Below are 13,875 nucleotides of genomic sequence, written 5' to 3' on the forward strand. Positions count from 1 at the left end.
CGCCTGACGACCTCAACCATGCTAGTCGACGTGCGGGTCGCGCTCGTCACCTGGCGCGTCGGCGGCCGGGGCGTCCACGCCGTCGCGCGCGAGCGTCGCGCTGGCCTCGGCCTCCCGCATCCGCTTGCGCAGGCTCTTCGGGCTGGACTGCCGCTCGCCCAGGGCTCCCGGCGTCCAGGCCTCGACGTCGGCGTCGTCGTAGTCGCTCTTCGACGGGCGGCGCTTGAGCTCGGGGAGGACGGTGTCCGGCGCCAGGCGGCGTGCGGTGATCAGGAAGCCGGTGTGCGCGATCATCCGGTGGTCCGGCCGCACGGCGAGGCCCTCGACGTGCCAGCCGCGGACCATCGTCTCGCTCGACTGCGGGTGCGTGTAGTGGCCGGTGGCCCTGATCGCCTCGGCGACCCGGGAGAGCTGCGTGACGGTCGCGACGTAGCAGAGCACCACGCCGCCGGGCTTGAGCGCGGCGGTGACGGCGTCCAGGGTCTCCCACGGTGCGAGCATGTCGAGCACGACGCGGTCGACGCTCGCGGGCTCGACGGCGGCGGTCAGCTCCTCCTGGAGGTCGCCGACGGTGACGGTCCAGTTCTCGGGGTCGCTGCCGAGGAACGTCGCCGCGTTGGCGCGCGCGACGTCGGCGAACTCGTCGCGGCGCTCGAACGAGAGCAGGCGGCCCTGCGGGCCGATCGCGCGCAGCAGCCAGAGCGACAGGGCGCCGGAACCGACGCCGGCCTCCACGACCGTCGCGCCCGGGAAGATGTCGGCCAGCGCGAGGATCTGCGCGGCGTCCTTCGGGTAGATGATCGCCGCACCGCGGGGCATCGACATGACGAAGTCGGTGAGCAGCGGGCGCAGCGCCAGGTGCTCGACCCCGGCGTTGTTGACGACCACCGAGCCGTCGGGCAGCCCGATGATGGTGTCGTGCGCGAGCACGCCGCGGTGGCTGTGGAACTGCTTGCCGGGCTCCAGCGTGATCGTGTTCATGCGGCCCTTCGGGCCGGTCAGCTGGACGCGGTCGCCCACCCGGAACGGGCCGGAATTCCGTCGCTCTTCGGTCATCGTGCGTCCTCCTGAGTAGAAGCGTTCGGCTGATCAAAAGCGTCCGGCTGGTCGATTGCGGCTGCGCGCCGCCCTGCGGCCACGGCCGCGATGTCCTCGGCCGTGCGGCCCTCCAGCGTGTCCCACAGCGTGTGCTCGTCCGACTCCGGCAGCGGCACGATGTGCGGAACGCCGATCGTCGCGGCGCCGGAGGCCACGGCGGAGGACAGCCCGACCAGGGAGTCCTCGATCGCGACCGCGTCGCCCGGCTCGACGCCCAGCAGCTCGGCGGCACGCAGGTACGGCGCCGGGTGCGGCTTGGGGTCGGTGACCTCGTCGCCGCTGACGATGATGTCGAAGGCGTCGAACGGGATGGCCGCGACGATCTGCTCCGCCATGCTGCGCACCGACATGGTGACCAGCGCGGTGCGCACACCCTGCTCGCGCAGCGACCGGAGCAGCTCCCGCGCGCCGGGGCGCCACGGGACGCCTTGCTCGGCGAGCCGGCTGCGCACCCGCTCGGTCAGCCAGTGCACGATCTCGTCCGGCTCCAGCTCCACACCGCGCGAACGCAGGATCTCGGCCGAGTTCCACAGCCCGAGGCCCACCAGCAGCAACCCGTCGTCGTGCGTCCAGGTGCCACCGAACGAGCCGACGAGCTCCTGCTCGGAGGCCATCCAGTACGGCTCGGTGTCGACGAGTGTGCCGTCCATGTCCCAGAAGACAGCGGCCGGCAGCGGGTGGGTGGTCAGATCGGTCACGACCGGCAAGTCTATCGCGACGGGGTCGGGGCCTATCCTGGTGAGAACGGCGGCCGACCGGCACGCCGACGAGAGGACGAGTAAGCCACCGTGACTGACGCGAAGAACATCCTCGGCGGGCGCATCCTCGTGGTGGCCTTCGAAGGATGGAACGACGCAGGCGAAGCGGCCAGCGGCGCCGTGAAGACGCTCAAGGAGCAGCTCGACGTCGTCCCGATCGCCGAGGTGGACCCGGAGCTCTACTTCGACTTCCAGTTCAACCGTCCTGTGGTCACCGACGACGACGGGCGTCGGCGCCTCGTCTGGCCGTCCGCGGTCGTGATGGGCCCTGCCCGGCCCGGCCGGGTCGGCGACGCGCTCGCCGGCGACGCCGAGCTCGATGTGACCGGCGACAACTCCGGCAACATCTTCCTGCTGCTCGGCACCGAGCCGTCGCGGAGCTGGAAGAGCTTCACCGCCGAGATCATGGATGCGGCGCTCGCCGAGGACATCGGCGTGATCGTCTTCCTCGGCGCGATGCTCGCAGACGTGCCGCACACCCGCCCGATCTCGGTCTTCGCCACCAGCGAGTCGGCCGCCGTGCGCGCCGAGCTGGGGATCGAGCGGTCCACCTACGAGGGGCCGGTCGGCATCCTCAGTGCGCTTTCCGAGGGCGCGGAGGACGTCGGCATCCCGACCATCTCGATCTGGGCGTCGGTGCCGCACTACGTGCACAACGCGCCCAGTCCGAAGGCCGTGCTGGCGCTCATCGACAAGCTCGAGGAGCTGGTGGACGTGACCATCCCGCGCGGGTCGCTGGTCGAGGAGGCCGCCGCCTGGGAGGCCGGGATCGACGCGCTCGCCTCCGACGACGAGGAGATGGCCGCCTACATCCAGCAGCTCGAGCAGGCGCGCGACACCGTCGACTCCCCCGAGGCAAGCGGCGAGGCCATCGCGCAGGAGTTCGAGCGCTACCTCCGCCGCCGCGGCGACGGCAGGGATGGACGAGACGGCCGCGACGGCCGCGACGGCAAGGCCGGCGACGACCCGCGCCGGGGCTGATTCCCGCGCGAATTCACCCGGCCGTCCGGGCTTCCCGGGCGTGTCGGAACGCCGTCAGTCGGCCAGCGCGCCCGTCCCGAGCAGGACCATCAGCAGCCCGCCGAGCGCGATCCGGTAGATCACGAACGGCAGGAAGCTGCGCCGTGAGATGTAGCCCATGAAGAAGGCGATCACGACGAGCCCGACGGCGAACGCGACGACCGTCGCGGCCGCCGTCTCCACGGGACCGAAGACCTCCGCGGTGCAGGTGCCCGCGGCCTCCAGCGCCGCGGTGCACGGCTCCTTGAACGCCTTGTAGAGCTGGTACAGGCCGCTGCCGAAGACCGCGGGGATGGCCAGCAGGAACGAGTACCGCGCGGCCGCACGGCGCTGGTAGCCCATGAACAGCCCGGCCGTGATCGTGCCGCCCGAGCGCGAGACGCCGGGGATGAGGGCGAGCGCCTGGGCGAAACCGAAGATGATGCCGTTGCCCCAGGTGAGCTCGCGCAGACGGCGGGTCTTCGCGCCCACCCAGTCCGCGATCCCGAGCAGGATGCCGAACACGATGAGCGTCGTGGCCACGATCCAGAGCGACCGGAAGGTGGTCTCGATCGCGTCCTGGAAGAGCAGTCCGAGCACGACGATCGGGACGCTGCCGAGGATGACCAGCCAGCCCATCCTGGCGTCCGGGTCGTTGCGCGGGATTCGGCCGAGGAGGGCCTGGAACCAGTGGGTGACGATGCGGGCGATGTCGCGCCAGAAGTACAGCAGCACGGCGGCCTCGGTGCCGAGCTGGATGATCGCGGTGAAGCGGGCGCCGGGGTCTGCGCCGGTCCCCAGCAGCGTCCCGACGATGCGGATGTGGGCGCTGGAGGAGATCGGCAGGAACTCGGTGAGTCCCTGGACGACCCCCAGGATCAGGGCGTTGAGGAATTCCACGAAGGCTCTTTCAGTAGCTGCGCAGGAGGTCGCGCAGGACGGACCTGCCGAACACTAGTGCGTCCAGCGGGACCCGCTCGTCGACCCCGTGGAACATCCCGGGGAAGTCGAGGTCGCTGGGCAGCCGCAGCGGCGCGAAGCCGTAGCCGGTGATCCCGAGCAGGCTGAGCGCCTTGTTGTCCGTGCCGCCGGAGAGCAGGTACGGCAGCACAGGGGCCCCGGGATCGTGCCGCTCCAGGGTGCCGGTGATGGCGTCGACCAGCTCGCCGCCGAACTCCGCCTCCAGGCCGATGTCGCGGTGCATGACCTGGATCTCCACGTCGTCGCCGATCAGCTCGCGCACCTCGGCGAGCACGCGGTCCTCGTCGCCGGGCAGCGTGCGGATGTCGATGAGCGCCTCCGCCGTGTCGGGGATGACGTTGTGCTTGTAGCCGGCGTCCAGCAGCGTCGGGTTGCTGGTGGCGCGCAGGGTCGCGAGGATGAAGCCCGCTGCGGTGCCGGTGCGCAGCACCACCTCGTCGGGGCCGACCTGCTCCGGGTCGACGTCGAGCAGGCGGCCGAGCTCGGCGATCAGCCGGGACGTGGTGTCGGTGAGCTGGATCGGCCACTCGCGCTTGCCGATGGCGAGGACGGCCTCGGCGAGCCGGGTGATCGCGTTCTCGCTGATCAGCCGGGAGCCGTGCGCGGCGCGGCCGCGGGCGATCAGCTTGATCCAGACCAGGGACTTCTCCCCCGTCTGCAGCAGGTAGGCGCGCTTGCCGCCGAGGTCGACCGAGTAGCCGCCGACCTCGCTGATGGCCTCCGTCGCGCCGGCGAAGAGCTGCGGCTGGGTGTCCACGAGGAAGTGCGAGCCGCGTCGGCCGCCGTCCTCCTCGTCGGCGAAGAACGCGAGCACCAGGTCGCGCTCCGGCTGCTCCCCCGCTGCAAGGATGTCGCCGACCGCGGTCAGGATCATCGCGTCCATGTTCTTCATGTCGACCGCGCCGCGGCCCCAGAGCAGGCCGTCCTTGACGACGCCGCCGAACGGGTCCACCGACCAGTTGCGCGGGTCGGCGGGGACGACGTCGAGGTGGCCGTGCACCACGAGGGCGGGCTTGGCGGAGTTCCGCCCCTGCACCCGGGCGACCACGCTGGTGCGGCCGGGGTCGGACTCGAAGAGCTGCGGGGTCAGGCCCATCGCGCTCAGCCGCGCCTCCACGTACTCGGCCGCCTCGGTCTCGCCGTTGGACCGGCCCTCGCCGTAGTTGGTGGTGTCGAAGCGGATCAGGTCGCGCGCGATGATCGCGGTCTCGTCCAGCCCGGTCGCGGTGTCGGTGGAGTCGGTCATCCCCCCACGCTACCGGGCGGCCCCGCCCGCCACGCCCGGGGTGCGCGACGATGTCAGAGCGGAAGTCGGTTTCGTGCTAATGTCTTTCTTCGGCAGCCGGAAGCTTCGGCGGCCGGAAAACACCCGTCCGGGTGGCGGAAATGGCAGACGCGCTAGCTTGAGGTGCTAGTGCCCGTATAGGGCGTGGGGGTTCAAGTCCCCCCTCGGACACCACATCACGAAGGCCCCGATCGAGAGATCGGGGCCTTCGTCGTTCCCCGGCCTGCCGCAGGGGCCTAGGGTGGCGTGCATGGCGTCCGGGAAGCAGTCGAAGCAGAGCCTGCTCACGGTCCTCGTCGCTCTCGGCGCGAACATCGTCGTCGCGCTCGCGAAGACCGTCGCCGCCGTGATCACCGGGTCCGCCTCGATGGTCGCGGAGGCGGCGCACTCCTGGGCGGACTCCGGGAACGAGGTCTTCCTCCTGCAGGCCGAGCGCCGCGCGGCGCGGCCCAGCGACGAGCTCCACCCCAGCGGCTACGGGCGGGAGGCGTACGTCTGGTCGCTCTTCGCCGCCGTCGGGCTGTTCACCGCGGGGGCCGTCGTGTCCATCCTGCACGGGCTGTCGCAGCTCGGCACTGGGGAGCCCGACTCGAACTACCTCATCAACTACATCGTGCTCGCCATCGCCTTCGTCTTCGAGAGCGTCTCGTTCCTCCAGTCCTTCCGGCAGGCCAGGTCGAAGGCGGCCGAACGCGACACCGGGACCTTGGAGCACGTCCTCAGCACCTCGAACCCGACGCTGCGCGCGGTCTTCGCGGAGGATGCCGCCGCACTGATCGGGCTGGTGATCGCCTTCTTCGGGGTGCTGCTGCACGAACTCACCGGGAACGCGGTGTACGACGCGGCCGGCTCGATCCTGGTCGGCATCCTCCTGGCGGTCGTCGCTTTCGTGCTGATCGACCGCAACCGCCGCTTCCTGCTCGGCGAGCCCGCCCCGGACCGGGTGCAGCAGGCGGCCCTGGCCACGCTGCTCCAGCATCCCGAGGTCGACAGGGTCACCTACCTGCACCTGGAGTACGTGGGGCCGGAGCGGGTGTTCCTGGTCGCGGCCGTCGACCTGGTGGGCGACGACAAGGAGTCCGATGTCGCCGACGACCTGTATGCGGTCGCGGAGGCGCTGGAGCGCAACGAGCACGTCGCGGAGGCCGTGCTGACGCTGTCCCGGCGCGGGGCCCCGTCGCTCGTGCCGCGCGAGGCCGACACAGACGAGCTCCGATAGCGGACACATTCCGACCGGTTCTCGCGGCACACTGGGTGCATGGCCAGCACCGGTTCGCGCACCCTCCAGCTCCTGTCGCTCCTGCAGACCCACAGGTACTGGCCGGGCCACGAGCTCGCCGACCGGCTGGAGGTGTCGCCGCGCACGCTCCGGCGCGACGTGGAGCGGCTGCGCGACCTCGGCTATCCGGTCGACGCCACGCGCGGGGTCGCCGGCGGCTATCAGCTCGCCGCCGGCGCGTCGCTGCCGCCGCTGGTGGTGGACGACGAGGAGGCGGTGGCGCTCGCGGTCGGCCTGCGCACCGCCGCGCAGAGCGGCGTCGCCGGGGTCGCGGACGCGTCGGTCCGCGCGCTCGCCAAGGTGGTGCAGGTGATGCCGCCGCGCCTGCGCCGCCGGGTGGACGCCCTCCGCGTCGCCACGCTCGCCTCCGAGCTGCGGCCCGGCCCGGTGGTCGACGCCGAGCTGCTGACCGTCGTCGCGCAGGCCTGCCGTGACGAGGAGCGGCTGGTCTTCTCCTACGTGCGGCGAGACGGGGATGCGTCGGAGCGCACAGTCGAGCCGCACCGGCTGGTCTCGGTCGGGCGGCGCTGGTACCTCGTCGCCTACGACCTCGGCCGGTTCGACTGGCGCAGCTTCCGGCTCGACCGGATGACGCAGCCGCGGCCGACCGGTGCGCGCTTCCGGCCGCGCACCCTGCCGGCCACCGACGCCGCCGAGTACGTGCGGGAGTCGCTCGCCGGGGCGGTTGAGTCCCTCGTCGTGGACGCCGTGGTCGCCGCTCCGCTCGCCGACGTGGAGAAGGCCATCGGGCGCTGGGCGGAGGCCGAACCGGAGGCACCTGCGGCTGACGGCACGGCGCGCACCCGTGTGCGGATCACCGCGGACTCCCCCGAGTGGGCGCTGTTCGGCCTCGCCGCGGTCGCCGCGCCGTTCACGATCGACGGGCCTCCCGAAGTCCGCGAGCTGGCCGCCGTCTGGGGCGACCGGTTCGCGGCCGCCGGTAGACTCGTCACCCGATGAGCACCCCCGAGCCCTCCCCCGTCCCGCGCACCCCGACGCACGCCGACATCAAGCGCTGGCGCCAGTACCTGGCCGACGAGCGCGCGGAGGCCGCCGTCTACCGCGACCTCGCCGGCCGCAGGGAGGGCGAGGAGCGGGAGATCCTGCTCGCCCTCGCGGATGCCGAGCGCCGCCACGAGCAGCATTGGCTCGACCTCCTCGGCGACCAGGTCGGCCGCCCGCTGCGCGGCGAGATCCGCACGAGGATGCTCGGCCTGCTTGCGCGCCGTTTCGGCTCCGTGTTCGTGCTCGCCCTCGCACAGCGGGCGGAGGCGCGCTCGCCGTACGCGGACGACGCCGACGCCACGCCCCAGATGGCGGCGGACGAGCAGGTGCACGAGGAGGTCGTGCGCGCGCTCGCCGCCCGAGGCAGGCAGCGGCTCTCCGGGACGTTCCGCGCGGCCGTGTTCGGCGCCAACGACGGCCTGGTCAGCAACCTTGCGCTCGTCCTCGGCGTGGCCGCGAGCGGCGTCCCGAGCCATGTCGTGCTGCTGACCGGTGTCTCCGGCCTCCTCGCCGGCGCGCTGTCGATGGGCGCAGGTGAGTATGTGTCCGTGCGGTCGCAGCGCGAGCTCCTCGAGGCCTCCAGCCCGAACCCGGCGACCAGCTCGGCGCTGTCCCACCTCGACGTCGACGCGAACGAACTGACGCTCGTCTACCGCGCACGCGGAATGGACCAGGCGGAGGCGCAGGAGCACGCCCACGACGTGCTGACGACGCTCGGCGCCTACACGTCGCCCGTCGCGGTGCCCGGCGCCGTGGAGGAGCACCACGAGGCCATCGGCAACGGCTGGAGCGCCGCCATCTCGAGCTTCTGCTTCTTCGCCTCCGGCGCGCTCATCCCGATCCTGCCGTTCATCTTCGGGCTGACCGGCACGGCCGCGATCGTGGTCGCCGCCGTGCTCGTCGGGCTCGTGCTGCTCGGAACGGGCGCGATCGTCGGGCTGTTGTCGGGAGCGTCGCCGCTGAAGCGCGCGCTGCGGCAGCTCGCGATCGGGTACGGCGCGGCGGGCGCGACGTACCTCCTGGGGCTGCTGTTCGGCGCCACTGTCGGCTGAGGCCCCGCACATTCGTGCCGAATGTGGTGAATGGCGGCGTCAGAGTCGACATTCGTGACGAATGTCAGCGCCTCCGGCCGTCGACGCCGTACACGAGCGCGCCGGCGAGCGGGATGAGCAGGAACCACAGCCAGCTGTACGCGTAGCCCCAGGCCATCCCGGTCAGGAAGAACAGGATGACCGCGACGAACGGCATGATCGAGACGACGAGCAGCCCCCAGCGGGTGACCGGCCGGCCCTGCTCGCCGGGCGCCGGCGGGTAGCCCCACGGGCTCGGACCCGGTTGCGACGCCTGCCACGCGGCGTCGGCCGGGGCGGTCGGTGCGTCGCCGACGCCATCCAGGTGCAGCACACCGGGGAGGTCGGAGAACAACGGCTGGAGGTCGCCGCGCGTGACCGCCGACCGCGCGGCGGCGACACGCGACTGCAGCTCGGCCTCGCTCAGCCTCCCCTGCGTGGCGTGCGACTGCAGCGCGGCGACGGCGCGCTCCCGTTCGTCGTGGCTGAGGCGCAACGACGCGTTCGACGGCTCCCCGAAGTCTGTCATGCGGTCAGTATGCCAGGCGGACGCTCACTGTGGACGCCTACTGGTCTCCTCATGCAACCGCCTGCTTTCGGCGACGTCGTCCATATTCGCGTCCGCCCACGCTTTCATCGCCTCCACGATCGGAAGGAGCGAGGCACCGCGCTCGGTCAAGCCGTAGTCGCTTCGAGGGGGAACGCTGGGAGTCACGGTCCGCCGCACGAGCCCATCCCTCTCGAGAGCCCTCAGCGTGGCGGTCAGCATCTTCTGGCTGGCCCCGATCCGTCGACGCAGCTCGCTGTGCCGCAGATCTGTGCCGGACAACGCGAGCAGAACCAGCGTCACCCATTTGCTACTGATCGCGACCAGGAGTTGCCGTGCCGAGCAGTCGGCGCGCAGCGGAGAGTCATCCACGGCTTCTCCCGTTCATGCGTTCAGCGGCGCCAAGTGAGCACCGAAATCCGGGACCAACGCGTGAAGTCTTCGTTCGGCGGCGCGACGAGTCTCCTCGGGGTCCTGGTTGAGCACGGTTGGCGCGAACCGCACATGGTCGGCATCCGTGACACCGACGAACCGGAGCCAATCCTCGAAGAACGGCACCGAGAAGTCGGAGCCGAACGCCGCCGGGACTCCCGGGGCGAAGACTCCCGATGTGTGGATCGCCACGGCCTTCTTGCCGGCCAGGAGGCCCGAATACCCGATCTCGGGGTCGAATCCGAAGCTCCAGCCCGGCTGCGTGACGATGTCGATCCACTGTTTGAGAACGTACGGGACGCCGGCATTCCACATCGGAATGTTGAAGACATATCCGTCCGCGTTCGCGAACTGTTCGAACACCGCTCGCGCGTCGGCCCACGCCGCTCTCTGCTCCTCCGTCTGTTCGCTGCCCGTGAAGGTCGCCATCTTCGCGTGAGCGGCGGCCGTTCCGAACTCCGGAAGCGCGCCCCGCTCGAAGAGATTGAGGGTGGTGACCTCGACGGCCGGCGCGTGCTCGGCAAGTGCACGCAGGAACGTTTCGGCCAATGCCAGCGACCGACTCTGGGCGTCGCGCGGGCTGGCGTTGACATGGAGTATTGACGGCATATTCTTCCTTTTCGTATTTCAGTGATCTCCATGTTTGCAGCACCTCGATGAAAAGGGAACAAGGCACCTTTTTGTGCCCACGGAGCGGCGCGTGTGTCCCAGGACAGGTTTACACTTGTATTCGAACATACGTTCGATCGAGAGGAACCCGCGCTCATGACCGACATCGACGAGGCGGTGGCCGTGTGGACCACCGAGGACGGCATCCCGACCCGCCTGGTCTGGCGCGCCACCCGGTACCGGGTGAGCGACACCCCCACGGTGTGGGCCGAGATCTGCGCGTGGTGGCGCCCCTTCGGCGAACACCGGTACGGCGTCGGAGCGCTGCCGCGGGAGATCGGCGGCTGGCGCTTCCAGGCGACCAGCGACGGCGGGGTGGCGCATGTGTTCGACGTGCGGCACGACGCGGACGACCGGAGCTGGCGGCTGGTGCGCATCTTCGACTGAGGCGGGCGAGCCGCGCATCCCACCCGCACCCGGGGAGCCTCCCCCACCCCGCCCTGCCGATCCCTTACCCTCTCTCAACGTGATGGACGACGACCGCTACGGCTCCGATGTGCTGGCCTCCGACTGGAAGAACGCCGGCCGCACGGCGCTGCCGACCGTGGAGGCCGTGCGCGACCTCGTGGTCGAGGAGGCCGGCACCGGGTTCTGTGGTGCGATCGTGCGGCTGGAGGCGCAGACCGTCGAGCTGGAGGACTACTTCGGGGCGAAACGCGTCTTCCCGATCATTTCCTCCTTCCTGATCGACGGGGAGCCCGTGAAGCTCGTCGCACCGAGCCGCGCCCCGGCCGGTCGCGGGCGCACAGCCTCCGGGTCCTTCGCGGTCGGCGAGCAGAAGGCGCGCGTCGCCCGCGCCAGCCGCATCTTCGTGGAGGGCCGCCACGACGCCGAGCTGGTGGAGCGCGTCTGGGGCGACGACCTCCGGGTGGAGGGCGTCGTCGTGGAGTACCTGGAGGGCGTGGACGACCTGGACGCGATCGTGCGCGAGTTCGCGCCGGACCGCGGCCGCCGCGTCGGGGTGCTGGTCGACCACCTGGTCCCCGGGTCCAAGGAGAGCCGGATCGCCGAGAAGGTCGCCCGCGGCCCGTTCGGCGCGCATGTGCTCGTGGTCGGCCACCCCTACATCGACATCTGGCAGGCCGTGAAACCCGCGCGGGTCGGGCTGGAGGCCTGGCCGGCCATCCCGCGCTCCATCGAATGGAAGCACGGCATCTGCGCGGCGCTCGGGCTGCCGCACGAGACGCAGGCGGACATCGCCCGGGCGTGGAAGCTCATCCTCGGCCGGGTGCGGACGTTCGCCGACCTGGAGCCGGAGCTGCTCGGACGGGTGGAGCGGCTGATCGACTTCGTGACGGAGCCGGTCTCCCGCTAGACGGCGAATCCCGCCGCGCACTTCAGCGCACCAGAATACATTTGCGGTATTCGAACATGTGTTCGAAAATAGAGGTATGTCCCTTGCTGTGGCACCCGCCTTCCCCGACCCGGTCGCCGACCGGGCGCAGGTGCACGAGCTGCAGTCGCGCATCCGGCAGATGCAGGCGACGAAGCTCGACGCGCGGACGCTGGAGACGCACCCCGCGCTCGCCGCGCTGCTGCCCGGCGGGGCGCTCAAGGCCGGCGCCGCCTACACGGTTCACGGCTCCACCACGCTCCTGATGGCGATGCTCGCCGGGCCGAGCGCCGCGGGCGCCTGGTGCGGGGTGGTCGGGATGCCCGACTTCGGGGCGGAGGCCGCCGGGCGGTTCGGCATCGACCTGGAGCGGCTCGTGCTGGTGCCGCATCCCGGGCCGCAGTGGCTGACCGTGACCGCCGCGATGGCCGACGTGCTCGGTGTGATCGCCGTCGCTCCCCCGGAGCGGCCGAAGAGCGGCGACGTCGCCCGGCTGACCGCGCGGCTGCGGCAGCGGGAGGCCACCCTCGTCGTCGCCGGGGACTGGCCGCAGGCGGAGGCGGCGCTCTCCGTCGTCCGCAGCGGCTGGGACGGCCTGGGCGCGGGCGCCGGCTACCTCTCCGCCCGGCGGGTGACCGTGGAGGCCGCACCGCGCGGCGGGGCGGGACCACGGCGCAGGGCCGAGTTGTGGCTGCCCGCGGTGGACGAGACGTTCCGGGCCTCCGCGCCCACGCGCCTGGAGGCGGTGAGCTAGGCATGTCACCCACGATGCGGCAGGTCACCCGCGCGATCGTGCTCTGGTGCCCCGACTGGCCGGTCATCGCCGCCCGGCAGCGGCTCGAGCTGCCCGCGGACGTACCGCTGGCGCTGGTCGAGAAGGGGATGGTGTTCGCCTGCTCCTCCCACGCCCGCGCCGACGGCGTCACCCGCGGGCTGCGGGTCAGGGAGGCGCAGTCGCGCTGCCCGCAGCTGGAGATCGTCCTCTACGACCCGGTGCTGGACGCGCGCGCCTTCGAGCCGGTGCTGACCGCCATCGAGGAGATCACGCCGGGCGTCCAGGCGGTGCGGCCGGGCACCTGCGTGCTGCGGGCGCGCGGCCCCGCGCGCTACTACGGCGGCGAGGAGGCCGCGGCCGCGGAGCTGCTGCGCTGCCTGGAGGGACTGGAGGACGAGCTCGGTCTCCAGCTCGGCGATGTGCGGATCGGGATCGCCGACGGGCCGTTCGCCGCCGAGCAGGCCGCCCGCTCGACGGGGGTCGCGCAGACCGCGCCCCGCGTCCGCATCATCCCTCCCGGCGGCTCCCCCGCCTTCCTCGCCCCGCTGCCGGTCGCCCAGCTCGGCCTCACCGAGCTCACCCCGCTGCTGCGCCGGCTGGGCCTGCGCACCCTCGGCGACCTGGCGCGGCTGGACCGGCTGGACGTCCGGGAGCGGTTCGGTGAGCGCGGCGAGCACGCCCACGACCTCGCCAGCGGGATGGACGGCGCCGCCGTGGTGCCGCGCACCCCGCCGAAGGTCCTGGACAGGGCGATCGAGTTCGAGCCTCCCCTCGACCGGGTCGACCAGGTGACGTTCGCGTTCCGCGGCACGGCCGAGCAGTTCGTGGCCGGGCTCACCAAGGCGGGGCTGGTCTGCACGTCGCTGCGCATCGAGGTCACCGACGAGCGCGGCCGGGTGAGCGAGCGGAGCTGGCAGCACCCCCGGCTGTTCTCGGCCTCCGACGTGGTCGACCGGGTGCGCTGGCAGCTGCAGGGCTCCGGTTCCATCGACTCCGGGCTCGCCTCGCCGATCGCCAAGGTCGCCGTCGCGCCGGAGGCCGTGGACGACATCGGCCACCACGAGGACGGCCTGTGGGGCGGCGGCGCGGACGAGCGCATCCACCACGGCCTCACCCGCGTGCAGGGCATGCTCGGCCACGACGCCGTCGTCACCGCGACGATCGGCGGCGGCCGGGCGCTGTCCGACCGGCAGGTGCTGGTGCCGTGGGGCGACCGGCCGGTGGGCGTCGCCCGCTCCGACCGGCCGTGGCCGGGGTCGCTGCCGGCACCGGCGCCCTCCACGGTGTTCGAGGTGCCGCGGCCGGTGGCGGTGCTGAACGCGTCGGGCGAGACGGTGGAGGTCACCGACCGCGGCGACGTCACCGCACCGATCGTCAGCTTCTCCCCCACCGGGGCCGCCAGGGACGCCCGGCCGGTGGACTCCTGGGCCGGCCCGTGGCCGGTGCGCGAGCGCTGGTGGGACGCGACCCTGGCGCGCGCCATGCACCGCTTCCAGCTCGTCGACGCCGACGGGACGGCCTGGCTGCTCTCCCTCACCGGCACGGCCTGGTTCGCCGAGGCCCGCTATGACTAGCGCGCGCCTCCCCCTCCGCCCACATCCAGGGGACGCAACACGCCGCCATCCGCGGCGGGTGACGGCGTGT

The 13,875-nt window shown here is 72.0% G+C and carries 15 protein-coding genes and 1 tRNA gene; 9 read left to right on the forward strand and 7 right to left on the reverse strand.

From position 1 onward, the window contains the following. Positions 1 to 21: 21 nt before the first annotated feature. Positions 22 to 1,056: a tRNA (adenine-N1)-methyltransferase gene (locus ACFRFH_RS11390; protein ID WP_382463116.1), complete on the reverse strand. Its 1,035-nt coding sequence runs from the start codon at positions 1,054 to 1,056 to the stop codon at positions 22 to 24. After that, positions 1,053 to 1,796: an HAD family hydrolase gene (locus ACFRFH_RS11395; RefSeq protein ID WP_382463117.1), complete on the reverse strand. Its 744-nt coding sequence runs from the start codon at positions 1,794 to 1,796 to the stop codon at positions 1,053 to 1,055. Before ACFRFH_RS11395 ends, ACFRFH_RS11390 begins: the two co-directional genes overlap by 4 nt. 90 nt (positions 1,797 to 1,886) lie before the next feature. Between ACFRFH_RS11395 and ACFRFH_RS11400 the strand changes: the two genes are divergently transcribed. Next, entirely contained in the window at positions 1,887 to 2,837 is a 951-nt protein-coding gene (locus ACFRFH_RS11400; protein ID WP_382463118.1) for a proteasome assembly chaperone family protein, read from the forward strand. Between the two features lie 54 nt (positions 2,838 to 2,891). Here ACFRFH_RS11400 and ACFRFH_RS11405 read toward each other — a convergent pair whose 3' ends face one another. Next, the gene (locus ACFRFH_RS11405) at positions 2,892 to 3,755 is read right to left on the reverse strand and encodes an undecaprenyl-diphosphate phosphatase (protein WP_382463119.1); all 864 of its coding nucleotides are present in this window, start codon (positions 3,753 to 3,755) and stop codon (positions 2,892 to 2,894) included. A gap of 10 nt (positions 3,756 to 3,765) precedes the next feature. Further along, on the reverse strand, positions 3,766 to 5,082 hold the full coding sequence (locus ACFRFH_RS11410) for a M20/M25/M40 family metallo-hydrolase (RefSeq protein ID WP_382463120.1): 1,317 nt from the start codon (positions 5,080 to 5,082) through the stop codon (positions 3,766 to 3,768). A 125-nt stretch (positions 5,083 to 5,207) separates the two neighbouring features. On the opposite strand from ACFRFH_RS11410, the gene ACFRFH_RS11415 reads away from it, so the two are divergent. The 4 genes from ACFRFH_RS11415 (at position 5,208) to ACFRFH_RS11430 (ending at position 8,457) form a co-directional block, all read left to right on the forward strand. After that, a tRNA-Leu gene (locus tag ACFRFH_RS11415) sits at positions 5,208 to 5,295 on the forward strand. A gap of 76 nt (positions 5,296 to 5,371) precedes the next feature. Beyond that, positions 5,372 to 6,340: a cation diffusion facilitator family transporter gene (locus ACFRFH_RS11420; protein WP_382463121.1), complete on the forward strand. Its 969-nt coding sequence runs from the start codon at positions 5,372 to 5,374 to the stop codon at positions 6,338 to 6,340. A gap of 39 nt (positions 6,341 to 6,379) precedes the next feature. Next, on the forward strand, positions 6,380 to 7,360 hold the full coding sequence (locus ACFRFH_RS11425; protein ID WP_382463122.1) for a helix-turn-helix transcriptional regulator: 981 nt from the start codon (positions 6,380 to 6,382) through the stop codon (positions 7,358 to 7,360). Continuing rightward, positions 7,357 to 8,457: a VIT1/CCC1 transporter family protein gene (locus ACFRFH_RS11430; RefSeq protein ID WP_382463123.1), complete on the forward strand. Its 1,101-nt coding sequence runs from the start codon at positions 7,357 to 7,359 to the stop codon at positions 8,455 to 8,457. The genes ACFRFH_RS11425 and ACFRFH_RS11430 overlap by 4 nt, the downstream gene beginning before the upstream one ends. A gap of 64 nt (positions 8,458 to 8,521) precedes the next feature. On the opposite strand, the gene ACFRFH_RS11435 is transcribed toward ACFRFH_RS11430, so the two are convergent. The 3 genes from ACFRFH_RS11435 to ACFRFH_RS11445 are packed head-to-tail and all read right to left on the reverse strand — an operon-like array spanning position 8,522 to position 10,063. Further along, entirely contained in the window at positions 8,522 to 9,004 is a 483-nt protein-coding gene (locus ACFRFH_RS11435) for a DUF1707 domain-containing protein (protein WP_382463124.1), read from the reverse strand. 24 nt (positions 9,005 to 9,028) lie between these two features. After that, positions 9,029 to 9,394, reverse strand: a complete 366-nt coding sequence (locus tag ACFRFH_RS11440) for a winged helix-turn-helix transcriptional regulator (RefSeq protein ID WP_382463125.1) — start codon at positions 9,392 to 9,394, stop codon at positions 9,029 to 9,031. Between the two features lie 12 nt (positions 9,395 to 9,406). Then, on the reverse strand, positions 9,407 to 10,063 hold the full coding sequence (locus tag ACFRFH_RS11445; RefSeq protein ID WP_382463126.1) for an FMN-dependent NADH-azoreductase: 657 nt from the start codon (positions 10,061 to 10,063) through the stop codon (positions 9,407 to 9,409). Positions 10,064 to 10,219: 156 nt separating this feature from the next. Here ACFRFH_RS11445 and ACFRFH_RS11450 point away from each other — a divergent pair, with 156 nt between their 5' ends. The 4 genes from ACFRFH_RS11450 to ACFRFH_RS11465 all read left to right on the forward strand — a co-directional run bounded on the left by ACFRFH_RS11450 (position 10,220) and on the right by ACFRFH_RS11465 (position 13,805). Next, positions 10,220 to 10,510, forward strand: coding sequence for a DUF6504 family protein (locus ACFRFH_RS11450; RefSeq protein ID WP_382463127.1), 291 nt, complete (start codon positions 10,220 to 10,222; stop codon positions 10,508 to 10,510). An 82-nt stretch (positions 10,511 to 10,592) separates the two neighbouring features. Then, positions 10,593 to 11,438 carry a DUF3097 domain-containing protein gene (locus ACFRFH_RS11455; protein ID WP_382463401.1) on the forward strand — a complete coding sequence of 282 codons (846 nt, stop codon included), beginning with the start codon at positions 10,593 to 10,595 and terminating at the stop codon, positions 11,436 to 11,438. 76 nt (positions 11,439 to 11,514) lie between these two features. Then, a complete protein-coding gene (locus ACFRFH_RS11460; protein ID WP_382463128.1) occupies positions 11,515 to 12,210 on the forward strand; it encodes a hypothetical protein in 696 nt (231 codons plus the stop codon). Positions 12,211 to 12,212: 2 nt separating this feature from the next. Then, positions 12,213 to 13,805 carry a DNA polymerase Y family protein gene (locus ACFRFH_RS11465; RefSeq protein ID WP_382463129.1) on the forward strand — a complete coding sequence of 531 codons (1,593 nt, stop codon included), beginning with the start codon at positions 12,213 to 12,215 and terminating at the stop codon, positions 13,803 to 13,805. Positions 13,806 to 13,875 lie beyond the last annotated feature (70 nt).

Origin of the sequence: Leifsonia sp. NPDC056824 (assembly GCF_042789575.1) — a bacterium.
In the GTDB taxonomy this organism is placed as follows: Bacteria; Actinomycetota; Actinomycetes; order Actinomycetales; family Microbacteriaceae; genus Leifsonia.